General features: G+C 69.4%; 12 protein-coding genes. 5 read left to right on the top strand and 7 right to left on the bottom strand.

The annotated features are described in order from the left end of the window. Positions 1-166 precede the first annotated feature (166 nt). From metG to AVME950_RS07655, 4 genes are all read right to left on the bottom strand, one after another. A complete protein-coding gene (gene metG, locus AVME950_RS07670) occupies positions 167-2,236 on the bottom strand; it encodes a methionine--tRNA ligase (RefSeq protein ID WP_284429332.1) in 2,070 nt (689 codons plus the stop codon). A 99-nt stretch (positions 2,237-2,335) separates the two neighbouring features. Then, complete coding sequence (locus tag AVME950_RS07665) at positions 2,336-3,763, bottom strand: hypothetical protein (RefSeq protein WP_284429331.1); 1,428 nt, start codon at positions 3,761-3,763, stop codon at positions 2,336-2,338. Between the two features lie 46 nt (positions 3,764-3,809). Next, a complete protein-coding gene (locus AVME950_RS07660; protein WP_284429330.1) occupies positions 3,810-5,066 on the bottom strand; it encodes a patatin-like phospholipase family protein in 1,257 nt (418 codons plus the stop codon). Positions 5,067-5,106: 40 nt separating this feature from the next. Continuing rightward, entirely contained in the window at positions 5,107-5,688 is a 582-nt protein-coding gene (locus AVME950_RS07655; RefSeq protein ID WP_284429592.1) for a restriction endonuclease, read from the bottom strand. A 134-nt stretch (positions 5,689-5,822) separates the two neighbouring features. On the opposite strand from AVME950_RS07655, the gene apbC reads away from it, so the two are divergent. From apbC to fdhD, 5 genes are all read left to right on the top strand, one after another. After that, positions 5,823-6,914, top strand: a complete 1,092-nt coding sequence (gene apbC, locus AVME950_RS07650) for an iron-sulfur cluster carrier protein ApbC (RefSeq protein WP_284429329.1) — start codon at positions 5,823-5,825, stop codon at positions 6,912-6,914. 193 nt (positions 6,915-7,107) lie between these two features. Further along, a complete protein-coding gene (locus AVME950_RS07645) occupies positions 7,108-8,748 on the top strand; it encodes an OFA family MFS transporter (protein WP_284429328.1) in 1,641 nt (546 codons plus the stop codon). 12 nt (positions 8,749-8,760) lie between these two features. Continuing rightward, positions 8,761-10,287 (top strand): methyl-accepting chemotaxis protein, encoded by a 1,527-nt coding sequence (locus tag AVME950_RS07640; protein ID WP_284429327.1) that lies wholly within the window; start codon positions 8,761-8,763, stop codon positions 10,285-10,287. Between the two features lie 108 nt (positions 10,288-10,395). After that, a complete protein-coding gene (locus AVME950_RS07635; RefSeq protein ID WP_284429326.1) occupies positions 10,396-12,741 on the top strand; it encodes an FdhF/YdeP family oxidoreductase in 2,346 nt (781 codons plus the stop codon). A gap of 266 nt (positions 12,742-13,007) precedes the next feature. Beyond that, positions 13,008-13,904, top strand: coding sequence for a formate dehydrogenase accessory sulfurtransferase FdhD (fdhD, locus tag AVME950_RS07630; RefSeq protein ID WP_502869384.1), 897 nt, complete (start codon positions 13,008-13,010; stop codon positions 13,902-13,904). Between the two features lie 12 nt (positions 13,905-13,916). On the opposite strand, the gene AVME950_RS07625 is transcribed toward fdhD, so the two are convergent. The 3 genes from AVME950_RS07625 to AVME950_RS07615 form a co-directional block, all read right to left on the bottom strand. Beyond that, entirely contained in the window at positions 13,917-14,147 is a 231-nt protein-coding gene (locus AVME950_RS07625) for a hypothetical protein (RefSeq protein ID WP_284429324.1), read from the bottom strand. Positions 14,148-14,177: 30 nt separating this feature from the next. Then, complete coding sequence (locus AVME950_RS07620) at positions 14,178-15,005, bottom strand: HipA domain-containing protein (RefSeq protein WP_502869368.1); 828 nt, start codon at positions 15,003-15,005, stop codon at positions 14,178-14,180. Between the two features lie 254 nt (positions 15,006-15,259). Continuing rightward, positions 15,260-15,625, bottom strand: coding sequence for a hypothetical protein (locus tag AVME950_RS07615; protein WP_284429322.1), 366 nt, complete (start codon positions 15,623-15,625; stop codon positions 15,260-15,262).

Here is a 15,625-nt window from a genome sequence, read left to right as displayed (position 1 = left end):
ACCGTTTGTTAAATCGCTGCGCACAGTAATGCGCCCGGCCACGCGCCGTCGGGCGCAAACGCGGGCCCGCAGCGCTAGATCAGCCCGGCTTCGGCCATCGACAGTGCCGCGCCGCTCGCTGATCCAATCCTCACGAGAGATCGTGTGGATGGGACCGCCAATACCCTCAGCGCACGCGCATGCCGGGCGTCGCACCCGGCCACGGCTCCAGCACGTGGATACCCGGGTGGGCCTTTTCATCCCCATGGCTGGCGGCCAGCACCATGCCCTCGCTGATGCCGAACTTCATCTTGCGCGGGGCGAGGTTGGCCACCATCACGGTGAGCTTGCCGATCAGGTCGGCGGGCTGGTAGGCGCTGGCGATGCCGCTGAACACATTCCGGTGGCGGCCTTCGCCCACGTCGAGTGTCAGGCGCAGCAGCTTGGTCGAGCCTTCGACCGGCTCGCAGTTCACGATCTGCGCGATGCGCAGGTCGATCTTGGCGAAGTCGTCGATGGTGATGGTGGGGGTGATCTCCTCGCCGCCGGGCACGGTCTTTTCGGGCTCAGGCGCCGCGGGCGGCTCGAACAGGGCGTCGAGCTGCTTCACGTCCACGCGCTGCATCAAATGCTGGTAGGTGCCGATGGTGTGGCCGGCGCCCAGCAGCGTCTGCGCATCGGCAAAGGCGAGCGGCGCGACGTTCAGGAAGGCTTCGACCTGCGCGGCCAGGGCGGGCAGCACGGGCTTGAGGTAGATGGCGAGCACGCGGAAGGCCTCGATGCAGGTCGTGCACACGTCCTGCAGGCGCGCGTCCATGCCGTCCTGCTTGGCCAGTTCCCAGGGCTTGTTGGCGTCCACGTACTCGTTCACGCGGTCGGCCAGCAGCATCACCTCGCGCAGGGCGCGGGCGGTGTCGCGCTTTTCGAGGGCCTCGGCGATGGTGCCGCCCTGGCCCGCCAGCGTGGCGAGCAGGGCCTGGCCGTCGCCGCTCATGGCGCCCAGCTGGCCGCCGAAACGCTTGGCGATGAAGCCGGCCGCGCGCGAGGCGATGTTGACGAACTTGCCGATCAGGTCGCTGTTGACCCGGGCCATGAAATCTTCGGGGTTGAAGTCGATGTCCTCGTTGCGGCCATTGAGCTTGGCGGCGATGTAGTAGCGCAGCCATTCGGGGTTCATCGACAGGCCCAGGTACTTGAGCGGGTCCAGGCCCGTGCCGCGGCTCTTGCTCATCTTCTCGCCGTTGTTCACGGTGAGAAAGCCGTGCACGCAGATCTTGTCGGGCGTCTTGCGGCCGCTGAACTTCAGCATGGCGGGCCAGAACAGGGTGTGGAAGGTGACGATGTCCTTGCCGATGAAGTGGTACTGCTCAAGCAGCGGGTCGGCCATGTAGGCCTCGTAGTCTTCGCCGCGCTTTTCCAGCAGGTTCTTGAGCGAGGCGAGGTAGCCCACGGGTGCATCGAGCCACACGTAGAAGTACTTGCCCGGCGCATCGGGGATCTCGATGCCGAAGTAGGGCGCGTCGCGGCTGATGTCCCAGTCGCCCAGGCCCTCGCTGGTGCTGCCGTCCGGGTTGGTGCGCACGGTGAACCATTCTTTGACCTTGTTGGCCACCTCGGGCTGCACGTGCACGCCGTTCTGCGTCCATTCCTGCAAAAAATCGACGCAGCGCGGGTCGGAGAGTTTGAAGAAGAAATGCTCCGAGCTCTTCAGCACCGGCTTGGCGCCCGACAGCGCCGAGAAGGGCTGGATGAGGTCGGTGGGTGCATAGACGGCGCCGCAGTTCTCGCAGTTGTCGCCGTACTGGTCCTTGGCGTGGCACTTGGGGCATTCGCCCTTGATGAAGCGATCGGGCAGGAACATGTTCTTCTCGGGGTCGAAGAACTGCTCGATGGTGCGCGTCTCGATGAGGCCGTTGGCCTTGAGGTCGCGGTAGATCTGTTGGGCGAGCGCGTGGTTCTCGGGCGCGTCGGTGTTGTGCCAGTTGTCGAACGCGATGTGAAAACCGTCCAGGTAGGGCTTGCGGCCGGCGGCGATGTCGGCGACGAACTGCTGGGGCGTCTTGCCGGCCTTCTCGGCCGCGATCATGATCGGCGCGCCGTGGGCATCGTCCGCGCCCACGAAGTTCACCTGGGCGCCCTGCATTCTTTGATACCGCACCCAGATGTCGGCCTGGATGTATTCCATGATGTGGCCGATGTGGAAGTTGCCGTTGGCATACGGCAGGGCGGTGGTGACGAAGATCTTGCGTGCGGTCATCGGGTGCGGGCGTTCGGGGTGGGCCGCGAAAAACGCGGACAAGCCGCGGATTTTAGGCGCTCGCCCCGGCCCGCGCGGCCGGGGCTGCCCGCAGGGGCCTCATGGCCGCTCGCGCGGCGTCACCCGGGGCTCCAGCGGCTGCGGCCGGTACCCGGGCAGGAACCGGCACTCGCCGCCGAACGTCGCCTGCACGCCCGGGCATTGCGCGGCGATGCCCGCCGGCGTGGGGGCCGGGCCGCCGAGCACCCACTGGCCGAGCGCCGCCAGCAGCGTGGGATAGGCGGCATCGGTCAGGTAGCTGTGGGATTTGTCGGCCGTGAAGGTCTGCACCAGGTGGCCGGCCGTGCCGGCGCGCTCCATCGTGCGGCGAAAGCTGTCTTCCATCTCGACGAAAGCGGTGGGATCGTCCACGCCGTGCACGGTCAGCACCGGCACCGGGATGCGCCCGTCGGGGTCGGTGTCGCGCGCGAAGGTGGCCACGGCCTGCGGATCGGCGCGGTAGCGCTGCACGCTGCGGTTGAGCGCGGCATCGTCGCTCGAGCCGGTGTACACCGCGCCCCGGTTGCCGAAGGGGTTGGCGCCGCCGGTGCGCCGCTGCACGATGTCCTGGAAGTGCCAGGTGGCCCAGTTCAGGTGGCCGTGGATGGCGCTTTCGCGGATGCGCACGGTCTGCACGATGGTCTGCACGCGCGACTGCTGCGCGGCCGTGCGCTGCGCCGCGGGCCGGTCCAGGCCCAGACAGCCGTCCACGCGGCGTTTCAGGTCGGCGGGTTTCAGCGTGGCATCGGGCAGCAGGCCCATCCACAGCGGGTACTGGGGTTCGGCGGGCAGCGGGTGGTTGGCGCACAGCGCCTGGTAGATCACCCGCAGGTCGAGCCGGAAGTCGTACGCCCGGCTGCCGCCGGCCAGCACGCCGCTGGTGAGCAGCACGCCGTCGTAGGGGCGTTTGCCGTGGCCATCGTCGGTGAAGAGCGATGCGCCCACGGCAGCCACACTGGCGCCCCACGACTGGCCGTGCAGCAGCGTCATGCGCGGCGCGGCCACGTGCTGTACGAAGATGCGCCGCAGCCGCTCGGTGTCTTCGGCCGCGGCGTGTACCGCCACGCCGCCCTGGCGGTAGGTGGAGCCGGCCCAGGCGTAGCCGGCGCGCGGCACTATGGCCCAGCGCTCCAGGTCTTCCACCGTGCGCGACAGGCGCGGCGCGCTGAGCGTGGGGCCGCCGTGGGCGTGCAACACCAGCGTGCCGTTCCAGTCCGCGGGGATGGCGATCAGGTAGTGGGCGCCGGCCGAGTCCTGCCCGCTCAGGCAGCGCGTGGCGGCGGGCAGGCCTTCGGGGCATGGGGTGGGGGAGGGTGGGGCTTCGGCACCGGCCGGCGGCGCCGCGGCGGGGGCGACAGCCGCCGCCTTCGGGCCGGCCGGTGGATGCGTGCAGCCGGCGGTCAGCGCGGCGATCGCGGCCGCCGCCAGGCCGGTGCGGGCCGTGCGGGCGATGGCCGATGGGAAGTGGGGGCGGGGCGCGAAGGGCATCGGTTGGCTCCGACAGGAGGGGTGACTCCGGGCCGGGTGTGCGGGCTCAAACGGCAGGCGCCCGCACCGCGTTGCCCGCGTCGGCCCAGCCGAAGAATCGGCAGATCTCGCTGCGGCGCGCCAGGGCGTCCGCGCGGCCGAGGGCCATGAGTTCGCGCGTGTAGCCGGCCTCGAACAGCAGGTAGCTGGCCAGCGCGGCGCCGCGCACGTCCTGCATGTTGGAGGTCACGCCCAGGCCGCCCAGCAGCGTGCGGATGGGGCGGGGCAGCTCGCCCACGTAGCGGGCGGCCACCGCATCCAGGCGCTGCGAAGGCGCGATCACCAGCAGTTCCAGCGGGCGCAAGGGGCTGTGCGCGCGCACTTCGGGCGGGATGAGGGACAGCGTCTGGTTGATGCGCTGGGCGCGCTCCACATCCACCGACAGGGCATCCAGGAAGATATTGGACAGCGTGTGCCCGGCGATCTGCGCGAGCGACGGGTAGGCCGGCGCATCGCTGTGCAGCGCCTCGCCCGCCGGTTCGTGCATGCGGCCCGCGCCCACCACCAGGATGCGTTCGGCGCCCAGATGGATGGCCGGCGCGATCGGGGCGGACTGCCGCATCGATCCGTCGCCGAAGTATTCGGTGTGGCCGTCGATGCCCAGCGCCGTGGCGGGAAAGACGAACGGAATGGCCGACGACGCCAGCAGGTGGTCGTGCGTGATGCGGTCGCGCGTGGCCTTGCGCTGCGAGCGCACCCAGGGCTGCTGCGCCTGCGCGGCCTCGAAGAAGGTCACGTGCTCGCCCGAGCTGTAGCTGGAGGCGGTGATGGCCAGCGCCTGCAGGTGCCCCTGGCGGATCAGCCGGGGCAGCCGCACCAGCGGCACCAGTTGCGTGAGCAGGCCGGTGAGCGGCGAGTTGTCCAGCAGCGAGCGCGGCCGCATGCGCCGCCAGCGCGCCAGCAGCCAGCCCAGCGACATGAGGGTGAGCCAGCCCGCGCCGCTGCGCATCACGCTCAGCGAATCGGCCCGGTACACCTGTTGCGCATGGAAATTGCGCCACACGCGGGCGATGCGGCGCACGGCCCGGTCGAACTGGTCCGCCCCGCAGGCGAGGGCGGCCGCGTTGATGGCGCCGGCCGAGGTGCCGGTGATGATCGGAAACGGGTTGGGTTCGCGCCCCGCGCCGCACGCCATGCGCAGGTCGGAGATCGCCTCCAGAACGCCCACCTGGTAGGCCGCACGGGCCCCGCCGCCGGTCAGCACCAAGCCGATGGGGCGGGGCGAGACGGGTTTGGCGGCGGGGGCTGCGGCGGAAGGGGGCATGGCGGGCCTCGGCGGATCGGTGGTCGTACCGGGCGTCGGATCACCGGGCGGGTGCGGTGCGGGGCGCCTTCAGCAGCAGGGCGGCCAGGGCCTCCCCCTCCATCAGCGTGATGCCGTGCTCGCGGGCATAGCCGCGGGCGTTGTCGCTCACCGTGCCCTGCATCGCGATGTAGGTGCTGGCCGGCACGTCCTGCGCCCGGGCGGCCGCCTGCAGGTCGCGCAGCGGCTCGATGCCATGGGTGGCGGCCTTCCAGCGGCGTGCGCTCACCAGGGCGGTCTGGCCCGCTTTCTCCAGGCGGAAATCGGCCTGCAGGCCGGTGAGGCGGCGCACCGCGTAGCCCTCGGCCTGCCAGGCGCGCTCCAGCGCATCCGCGAAGGTGCGCCAGGGCATCTCCGCCGCCTGCCCCAGCACGGCCTGCACCCGCGCGCTGCTGGGCGCGCGCCACTGGCGCCAGGCGGCCAGGCAGCCCACGCCGAAGATCGGCAGGGCGCCCACCGCGGCGTACGGGGCGATGTGCGAGGGCAGCAGGGCGCCGCACACCAGCGCGATCAGACCGGCCACCGACCAACTGATCCACCAGGGCGAACGCAGCAGGATCGCGAACAGGGAGTTGGGGGCCATCTTGAATTTCACGGGAATCCTTGTACTGAACGGGTGGGCAGGCGTGGGCGGGCGCGGCAACGGTGCATTGTCCTCGGCCCTGCGGGGTTGGGAGATCAGGGAATAGACTACCGGCCCCTCAAGGAGTTATTGGCATGGCAGTCACAGAACAGGCGCTGTTGGCGGCGCTCGCGAGCGTAAGCGATCCGCACACCGGCAAGGATTTCGTCAGTGCGCGGGCGGTGCGCAACGTGCGCATCGCCGGTGGTGACGTGGCGTTCGACGTCGAGCTGGGCTACCCGGCCAAGAGCCTGGTGCCCGAACTGGAACGCCAGTTGACCGCGGCGGCCCAGGCCGTCGCCGGCGTGGAGCAGGTGGCGGTGCGCATCACCAGCCAGGTCGTCGCCCATGCGGTGCAGCGCGGCGTGCAGTTGCTGCCGCAGGTCAAGAACATCATCGCCGTGGCCTCCGGCAAGGGCGGCGTGGGCAAGAGCACCACCGCCGCCAACCTGGCGCTGGCGCTCGCGGCCGAGGGCGCCAGCGTCGGCGTGCTGGATGCCGACATCTACGGCCCCAGCCAGCCCATGATGCTCGGCATCGAGGGCAAGCCCGAAAGCGCCGACGGCAAGACCATGGAGCCGATGCGCAACCACGGCGTGCAGGTGATGTCGATCGGTTTCCTGATCGATGCCGACCAGGCCATGATCTGGCGCGGCCCCATGGCCACGCAGGCGCTGGAGCAGCTGCTGCGGCAAACCCACTGGAAGGACCTGGACTACCTCATCGTGGACATGCCGCCCGGCACCGGCGACATCCAGCTCACGCTGAGCCAGCGCGTGCCCATCACCGGCGCGGTGATCGTCACCACGCCGCAGGACATCGCGCTGCTGGATGCCAAGAAGGGCATCAAGATGTTCGAGAAGGTGGGCGTGCCCATCCTCGGGATCGTCGAGAACATGGCGGTGCACGTGTGCAGCCAGTGCGGCCACGCGGAGCACATCTTCGGCGAGGGCGGCGGCCAGCGCATGGCGGCGGAATACGGCATGGCCTACCTGGGCGCGCTGCCGCTGGACATGCAGATCCGCCTGCAGGCCGACACCGGCACCCCCACCGTGGTGGCCGACCCCGATGGCGAGGTGGCCCGCATCTACAGGAAGATGGCGCGCGACGTGGCGGTCAAGGTGGCGCAGCAGGCCAAGGACTTCTCGTCGAAATTCCCCACCATCTCCATCAGCAAGACCACCTGAGGCGGCCGCTGCCGGACGACCGGCGGCTTCGCCTGCACTGCTGTCCTTTCTGCTTCCTGACAGCGCGGAAAAACATGTCGCGTTGTGTGCAATGTGTCTTGACGTAGCTCAAGCAATGCGCTGACACTGGATCGAGAGCCCGTGCCAGGGTGGCGCGCGGACGTCGAAAAAGAGCACAGCAGAGAGGAGTGGCATGTCATCCACAAAACCCGGTTTTCTGGACAAGGAACGCATCATTGCCGGTCCCGGCTTCAACCGGTGGCTCGTTCCTCCGGCGGCCTTGGCGATCCACCTTTGCATCGGCATGGCTTACGGGTTCTCCGTGTTCTGGCTGCCGCTGTCCAAGGCCCTCTCCACGGCCGGCACCGGCGCCGCCTGCCCCAAGGACATGAGCTTCTTCGCGGAGCTGTTCGCCTCCGGCTGCGACTGGCGCGTGGCCACGCTGGGCTGGATGTACACCCTGTTTTTCGTGTTCCTGGGCTGCTCTGCCGCCATCTGGGGCGGCTGGCTGGAGCGCGCCGGTCCGCGCAAGGCGGGTGTCGTGTCCGCGGTGTGCTGGTGCGGCGGCATGCTGCTGTCGGCGCTGGGCATCCACCTGCACCAGTTCTGGCTGATGATCCTCGGCTCGGGCGTCATCGGCGGGATCGGCCTGGGGCTGGGCTACATCTCGCCGGTGTCCACGCTCATCAAATGGTTTCCCGACCGGCGGGGCATGGCGACCGGCATGGCCATCATGGGCTTCGGCGGCGGCGCGATGATCGGCTCGCCCCTCGCGGTGGACCTGATGAAGCGGTTTTCCACCCCCACCGACGTGGGCGTGATGCAGACCTTCGTGGTCATGGCGCTCCTGTACTTCGTCTTCATGATGGCCGGCGCCCTCGGCTACCGCGTGCCCGCCACGGGCTGGAAGCCGGCCGGCTGGACCCCGCCGCCGCCCAGTGCCAACACCATGATCACGCAGCGCCACGTGCACGTGAAGCGCGTCTGGGGCATTCCGCAGTTCTGGCTGGTGTGGGTCGTGCTGTGCATGAACGTGAGCGCGGGCATCGGCGTGATCGGCATGGCCTCGCCCATGCTGCAGGAGGTGTTCGGTGGCGCGCTCATCGGCGTGCCGCAGAAGTTCGGCGAACTCGACAAGGCGCAGCTGGCGGCCATCGCCGCCGTGGCCGGCGGCTTCACCGCGCTGCTGTCGCTGTTCAACATCGGCGGCCGGTTCTTCTGGGCCAGCCTGTCGGACAAGCTGGGCCGCAAGATGACCTACGTGGTGTTCTTCGTGCTGGGCGGCCTGCTGTACGCCAGCATCCCCAGCTCGGCCGGGGCCGGCAGCAAGCTGCTGTTCGTGGGGGCGTTCTGCATCATCCTGTCGATGTACGGCGGCGGTTTCGCCACGGTGCCGGCGTACCTGGCCGATCTGTTCGGCACGCAGTTCGTGGGTGCCATCCACGGCCGCCTGCTCACCGCCTGGGCCACCGCGGGCATCCTGGGCCCGGTGGTTGTCAACTACATGCGCGAATACCAGCTGGGCCTGGGCCTGCCGCGCGAGCAGGTCTACAACCAGACCATGTACATCCTGGTGGGCATGCTGGTCATCGGCCTGATCGCCAACCTGCTGGTGCGCCCGCTGGCCGACAAGTGGTTCATGACCGATGAAGAGCTGGCGCACGAGAAAAAGCTCGCGCACGAGAAATCGCTGGCGGCCGAGGTGGGTTCGGGCACCGGGGCCGGCAGCTCCACCAGCCCGGCACTGGTGGCGTTCGCCTGGGCTGCGGTGGGCATTCCCCTGGCCTGGGGCATCTACAAGACCCTGGTGAGCGCTGCCAAGTTCTTCCAGTAAGGGCCGGGCACCATGGTGCTGCCAGGCTCCCTTCACCGGCGGATCAACGCCGCCGCGGCACGGTTCGCCGCCGAGCACGCGGGCCGCTTCACGCTCGAGCCACCGCAGGGTGGCGCCGCTCAGGCGCCATTGCTGCGTTGCGCCGGGCGCCTGCTGAACGGCGACTTCTCGGTGGCCGACCGCTTCACCGCGCAGACCGGCGTGCGCGCCACCGTGTTCGCCCGGCAGGGCAACGACTTCGTCCGCGTCGCCACCTCGGTGCGCAAGCAGGACGGCGAGCGCGCGGTGGGCACGTTGCTCGACCGCTCCCACCCGGCCTATGCCAACCTGCTGGCGGGGCGCGGCTATGCCGGCTACGCCACGGTGTTCGGCCGGCAGAACATGACCCGTTACGACCCGGTGCGCGATGCGTCCGGCCACGTGGTGGGCGTGCTCTACGTGGGCCTGGATGTCAGCGAGATTCCCGCTTTGAACCTGGCGGGCCGGCTGGCCCTGCTGGTGCTGGCGGTGCAGTACGCGCTGTGGGCGCTGGCCTGGCTGGTGCTGGCGCCACTGCCTGCCAGTTGGGTAGCGGTGGTGGCGGGCCTGCCGCTGCTGGCAGCGGCGGCGATCTACGGCATGGTGCAGCGCGGCATTGCCCGGCCGGTGGCGCAGGGGCGCGCGGCGGCGCAGCGCATCGCCGCCGGCGACCTCACCACCCAGATGCATGTGGCCCGGCGCGACGAGGTGGGGCAGATGCTGCAGGCCATCAACGGCATCGGCGTGGGGCTGGCCGGACTGGTGGGCAACGTGCGGCGGGGCGCGGACGGGCTGCGCCTGTCCACCAGCGAGATCGCGGCCGGCAACGGCGATCTGGCCACGCGCACCGAGCAGCAGGCCGGCGAAGTCAACAGCGCCGCCTCGGCGCTGGAGCAGCTCACGGCCACGGTGGGGCAGAACGCCGAGCACGCCCGGCGCGTCAACGGGCTCATGGGCGCGGTGTCGCAGGCGGCCGGGCAAAGCGGCGCGGCGGTGGAGCGGGTGGTCGCCACCATGGGTGACATCCGCGAGGGCGCGCACCGCATCCGCGACATCATCGGCATCATCGACGGCATCGCCTTCCAGACCAACATCCTGGCGCTGAACGCCGCGGTCGAGGCCGCCCGTGCGGGCGAGCAGGGCCGGGGCTTCGCGGTGGTGGCGGGCGAGGTGCGGGCGCTGGCCCAGCGCTCGGGCGACGCCGCGCGGGAGATCCGTGGCCTCATCGCCGCGTCGGTCGAGCGGGTGGACGCGGGGGGCGGCCTGGTGGACGATGCGCGCCAGTCCATGCAGGGCATTGCCCACTCGATCGCCGAGGTCACGCACCTGATCGAAGACATTGCCGCAGCGAGCGGCCAGCAAAGCAGCGGCATCGACGGCATCCACCAGAGCGTCGCCCGCATCGAGCAGATGACCCAGCAGAATGCGGCGCTGGTGGAGGAGGCCGCGGCCGCCGCCCTGCGCATGCGCGAGCAGGCCGCGGCCCTGGCCGACGCTGCGGCGACCTTCAAAACGCCCTAGCATGGTGGCCGCTGCGGAACGCCGCGCGCGCGGCGGTGTCCAACCCGGTCGCTCCCTCGGGAGCCCACCCCTTTCGCCGTTCGTTTCGCCGATGAGCAGGAGACCACGATGACCGACAAGAAAATCGAGTTCTACAAAGGCCCGGCCGGCGGCTGGGGCGCGCTGCGCTCCGTCGGCCGCGCGCTGCAGTACCAGGACATTCCCCTCAAGGGGGCCAAGACCCTGTTGTCGGCCAACCAGCCCGACGGGTTCGACTGCCCCGGCTGCGCCTGGCCCGACCGCAACCATGCCTCCACCTTCGAGTTCTGCGAGAACGGCGCCAAGGCCGTGGCGGCCGAGGCCACCGCCCGCCGCGCGGGGCCGGAGCTTTTCGCCCGGCATTCGGTGGCCGCCCTGGCCGAGCAGAGCGACTTCTGGCTGGAAGACCAGGGCCGGCTCACCCACCCCATGGTGTACGACGCGGCCAGCGACCACTACGTGCCCATTGCCTGGGACGATGCCTTCGCGCTCATCGCCCGGCACCTGAACGCGCTGCCCAGCCCGAACGAGGCCATCTTCTACACCTCGGGCCGCGCCAGCAACGAGGCCGCCTTCCTGTACCAGCTGTTCGTGCGCGAATACGGCACCAACAATTTTCCCGACTGCTCCAACATGTGCCACGAGCCCAGCGGCAGCGCCATGCGCCCACAGATCGGTGTGGGCAAGGGCACGGTCACGCTGCAGGACTTCGAGGAGGCAGACGCCATCTTCATCTTCGGGCAGAACCCCGGCACCAACCACCCGCGCATGCTGGGCGAGCTGCGCGCGGCCCACAAGCGCGGCGCGCAGATCGTGAGCTTCAACCCGCTGCGCGAACGCGGCCTGGAGCGCTTTCAGGACCCGCAGAGCAAGATGGAAATGGCCACGCTGGGCTCGACACCCATCAGCACGCATTACTTCCAGCTGCGCGTGGGGGGCGATCTGGCCCTGGTCAAGGGGATGATGAAGCACCTGATCGAGATCGAGGACCGCGACGGCGGCGTGCTCGACCATGCCTTCATCGCCGAGCACACCACCGGCATCGACGGCCTGCTGGCCGACCTGCGCGCCGAATCGTGGCCTTTGCTCGAAGAGGAGTCCGGCCTGCCCGAGGCGCAGATCCGCGCCGCAGCCGAGGTGTACCGCAATGCCCGGAGCGTGATCGCCTGCTGGGGCATGGGCATCACCCAGCACATGCACTCGGTGGCCACCATCCAGATGATCGTCAACTGGCTGCTGCTGCGCGGCAACATCGGCCGGCCCGGCGCGGGCCCGTGCCCCGTGCGCGGCCACAGCAACGTGCAGGGCGACCGCACCATGGGCATCTGGGAAAAGCCCCCGGCCGCGCTGCTGGACAAGCTGCAGAAGGTGTTCGGCTTCGAGCCCCCGCGCGAGCCCGGCGTCGATACCGTGGAGGCCATCCAGGCCATGCTGGACGGCAAGGGGCGCGTGTTCTTCGCCCTGGGGGGCAACTTCGCCGCCGCCACGCCCGATACCTACGAGACCTGGAAGGCGCTGCGCCGCTGCGACCTGACGGTGCACGTGACCACCAAGCTCAACCGCAGCCACATCGTGCACGGGCGCGAGGCGCTCATCCTGCCGTGCCTGGGCCGCACCGAGATCGACATGCAGGCCGGCGGCCCGCAGGGCGTGACGGTGGAGGACTCGATGAGCATGGTGCACCTGTCCATGGGCATCAACCCGCCGGCCTCGGACCAGCTGCTGTCCGAGCCCGCCATCGTCGCGCGGCTGGCCGCGGCCACGATCGGCGGGCGCAGCCGCACCCCGTGGCTGTGGCTCATCGAAGACTACGCCCGCATCCGCGACAAGATCGAAGCCGTGTTCGCCGACTTCAAGGACTTCAACCAGCGCGTGGCCGTGCCCGGGGGCTTTCGGCTGCGCAATACCGCCAGCGAGCGCGTCTGGGCCACGGCCGGCCGCAAGGCCAGCTTCGTCGCCCACCCCGTGCCGGTGGACACGCCCTCGCACCAGGCCCGCGCGCTGCGGCGCGACACCGTCGTGTTCACGCTGCTCACCACGCGCTCGCACGACCAGTACAACACCACCATCTACGGCCACGACGACCGCTACCGCGGCGTGTTCGGCCAGCGGCGCGTGGTGTTCATCCACGAGGAGGACATTCGGTCCCTCGGCCTGAAGGACGGCGACTGGGTGGATATCCAGACCGTGTGGAGCGACGGCCAGGAGCGCCGCGCCGACCGCTTCAAGCTCGTGGCCTACGACATTCCCCGCGGCAACCTCGCTGCCTATTATCCCGAGACCAATCCGCTCGTGCCCCTTTCGTCGGTGGCGCTGAATGCGGGCACGCCGACCTCCAAGTCGATCCCCGTGGTGCTGGTGCCGCATGCGGCCGGGGCGGCAGATGCTGCAGACACGGCCGCCGCCGCGGAACCCGCGGCCGTGGCGGCCATTTGATGCCGCCCGTGCCGGTGGGCCATGACGGCGGGCTCTCACCGGCGCTGCTGTCGGCACTGGCCGAACTGGACGATCCGCAGGGCGTCTCCATGCCGCGCCTGGCCAAGCACCTGGGGTTGCCCGGCAGCGCCGTGCTGCGCGGCCTGCACCTGCTGAGCGGCGCGGCCGTGGGCGGCCAGCCGGGCCCCGGCTGGGTGCGCGTGGCGCAGGACGACAGCCGCTGGCTGGCCTGGCTGACCGATGCCGGGCGGCAGCAGCTGGCGGGCATGGGAGGGGCGCAAGAATCTGCCGGCCCCGAGGGCCTGGACGACGAAGGCCGCCCCCTGCCCACGCCGCTGGCCACCCGCAGCGTGCAGCGCCATCCCTGCCCGCAGGGTGCTGTGGCTGCCATGTGGGAGGACGACGCGGTGGCCGCCGAAGTGCCGGTGGCCCTGGTGTTCAACGGCCTCTCGCACGCCGTGATGATGGCCACGCCCGCCGACCTGCATGCCTTCGCCCTCGGCTTCGCCCTGAGCGAGGGGATCATCGACCAGCCGGGCGACTGCCACGGCATCGAGGTGCATGCGCTGCAGGCACCCACCGGGGTCCCGGCCGGCACGGCCACCGCGTGCGAGGTGCGGGTGGACATCACGGCACGCTGCTTCGCGCGCCTGAAAGACAAGCGCCGCTCGCTCGCGGGCCGAACGGGTTGCGGCGTGTGCGGCATCGACAGCCTGCAGGCGCTGGACCTGGTGCCCGAACGCGTCACCGAACGCGTCTGGGCCGGTGCGCTGCCTGCCGACGCGATATTGCGCGCCGTGGCTGCCATGCCCGCGCGGCAGTCGCTCAATGCCGCGGCCGGCGCCGTCCATGCCGCCGGCTGGGCCACGCCAGGCGGCGAGCTGACCGACCTGCTCGAAGACGTGGGCCGCCACAACGCCCTCGACAAGCTCATCGGCCAGTTGGCCGCGCAGGGCCGGCTGGGGGAGGACGGCTTCGTCGTCATGTCCAGCCGCGCCAGCTACGAACTGGTGCGCAAGTGCGCCCGGCTCGACATTCCCCTGCTGGCCGCCGTGTCGGCCCCCACCTCGCTGGCCATCGACCTGGCGCAGCAGGCCGGCATCACGCTGTGGGGGCTGTGCCGCCCGCCGCGGGCGGTGCGGTACGGGGGCGCGGACGGATAGAACGAAAGAGGGTCATGGAGCCAGTCGACCGATCCGCTCGGCCGCCAGGGCGACATGCGATTGCAGGGCAGCAAGGCAAGGCCCGAATCCACCGCTGAGGCCTTCAGCTTTCTCCAGGCGCTGCACGAAGTCCTGGGCCAGAGGCAGGGCGTGGAGCCATGCCCGGGCAGGGACTTGATGACCCACGTTCAGCTCCAGCGTGCGCTGCGGAAGATCTCCGCCGGCCGTTGGTGCGAAGGCCATGGGCGTCATGTCGTAAGCGGGTGCCAGCTGTTAGGGGCGGCCCTGTTCCGACATGAACGAAAGATTGCCACTGTGCATGTCGGTATTGCCGATCAGGGTGCCGAAAGCCCAGAGCAGGCAGGCCCCCTCCAACGCTTCAGGCACGATGATCCGCGCGCGTGCCAATGCCTGCGCGATGTCTGGCCATCGGCCACCATGGCCCACGAATTCCGCGTCCAGCGCCGCGAGAGAGTGCAGCGCGCGGCGACCCAGGGCCCCCACCTGGTCGAAACGCTGCACTTCGAGAAACCGCTGCGTGCCATGGTCGATGACACGGGTGAGCGATGCGGGGATGCCCGCGTCTCCCAGCACCTGCAGCGCGATGTGTTCCGCCAGCAGGAGGTCGCGCCAACGTTCGCTCACCAAGCTCGGCAGCGAGGCGGAGAACTTGACGATGGTGTGCACGGCCGGCCCCGTTTCCGGTTGCACATAGGCAGTGAATTTCGGTTGTTCACCCGCTGCGGACGACCCCTGCAATTCGCCGCGCGTTGCCGCTGCCGCAAGCTCCACGTAGGCCTGGGGTCTCCTGGCCGCTGGGATGGGAACCGGAGCTGGCGCATTGACGAACTGCTCGCGTGCCGCCGCACCCAAAAGAACGTTGCCCGGCAGGTCGTCTCCCTGAAGCAGCAGGGCGCGCAGCGCCTGGGTGTCTCCCCAGTCGTTCAGCCGTTCCGGTAACCCGAGACGCCCCCCGTGGCGCTGGTTGAAGGCACGCCCCAGATAACCCTGAGGGCGCATGTCGAAGATCCACCAGGGCAAGCCGTCGCTGTGAACGCGCTGACCATCGGCCTGCACCATCACGAAGCCTTCCGCAGCCACCGGAATCAGCGTGCCCAGTTCTTGGACCTTGCCCTCGGCAGAGACGCGGTAGGGCGCGCGACACCGTGGGTTGGCTGGTTCCCAAGAATTCCATGAAGGAATGCGCTGTCTTGGGCCCTTGGCGAAGCATCGTCTGGATTTTTGCGGAGTGATTCCCGGCTGCGGATGGCATGCTTCTCAGACTATCTGATTTGAATGATTTTATGAATAGATAAATGAGAATTTCAGATGCTGCAAGCGGGCATGCATCTGCTTCAACGCGGTACCACGATTTTCACGCGATCTGTGTCGGTTCCCACAGTGACCGTGAGGCAATCGTTTGACCATTCCGGATCAAGATAAGCACCGTCCGAAAAGGCCGATCGCCCGAACGCCTTGCCGTCTCTGTCCGTTAATTCGACATACCCCGCGCCGCCGCTGTATTTGTAGACACCCAGCCGATAGTTTCCATTGCCGCAGATATCGGTATGCACCAGCCTCGCCTTGTCGAAGGTTTCAGTCAACAGAAAAAGGGCTGCGACCACGGTGGCTGACAGGACACCGAAGAGGATGCCAAGACGGCGGCGCCAGCGTCGAGCCTTCTGACTGCGAGGTCCGTTGATGGGGGATAGGTCTTTCAT

Source organism: Acidovorax sp. SUPP950 (genome assembly GCF_030158935.1).
Classification (GTDB): Bacteria; Pseudomonadota; Gammaproteobacteria; order Burkholderiales; family Burkholderiaceae_C; genus Paracidovorax.
This window is presented reverse-complemented; position numbering and strand designations above follow the sequence as displayed.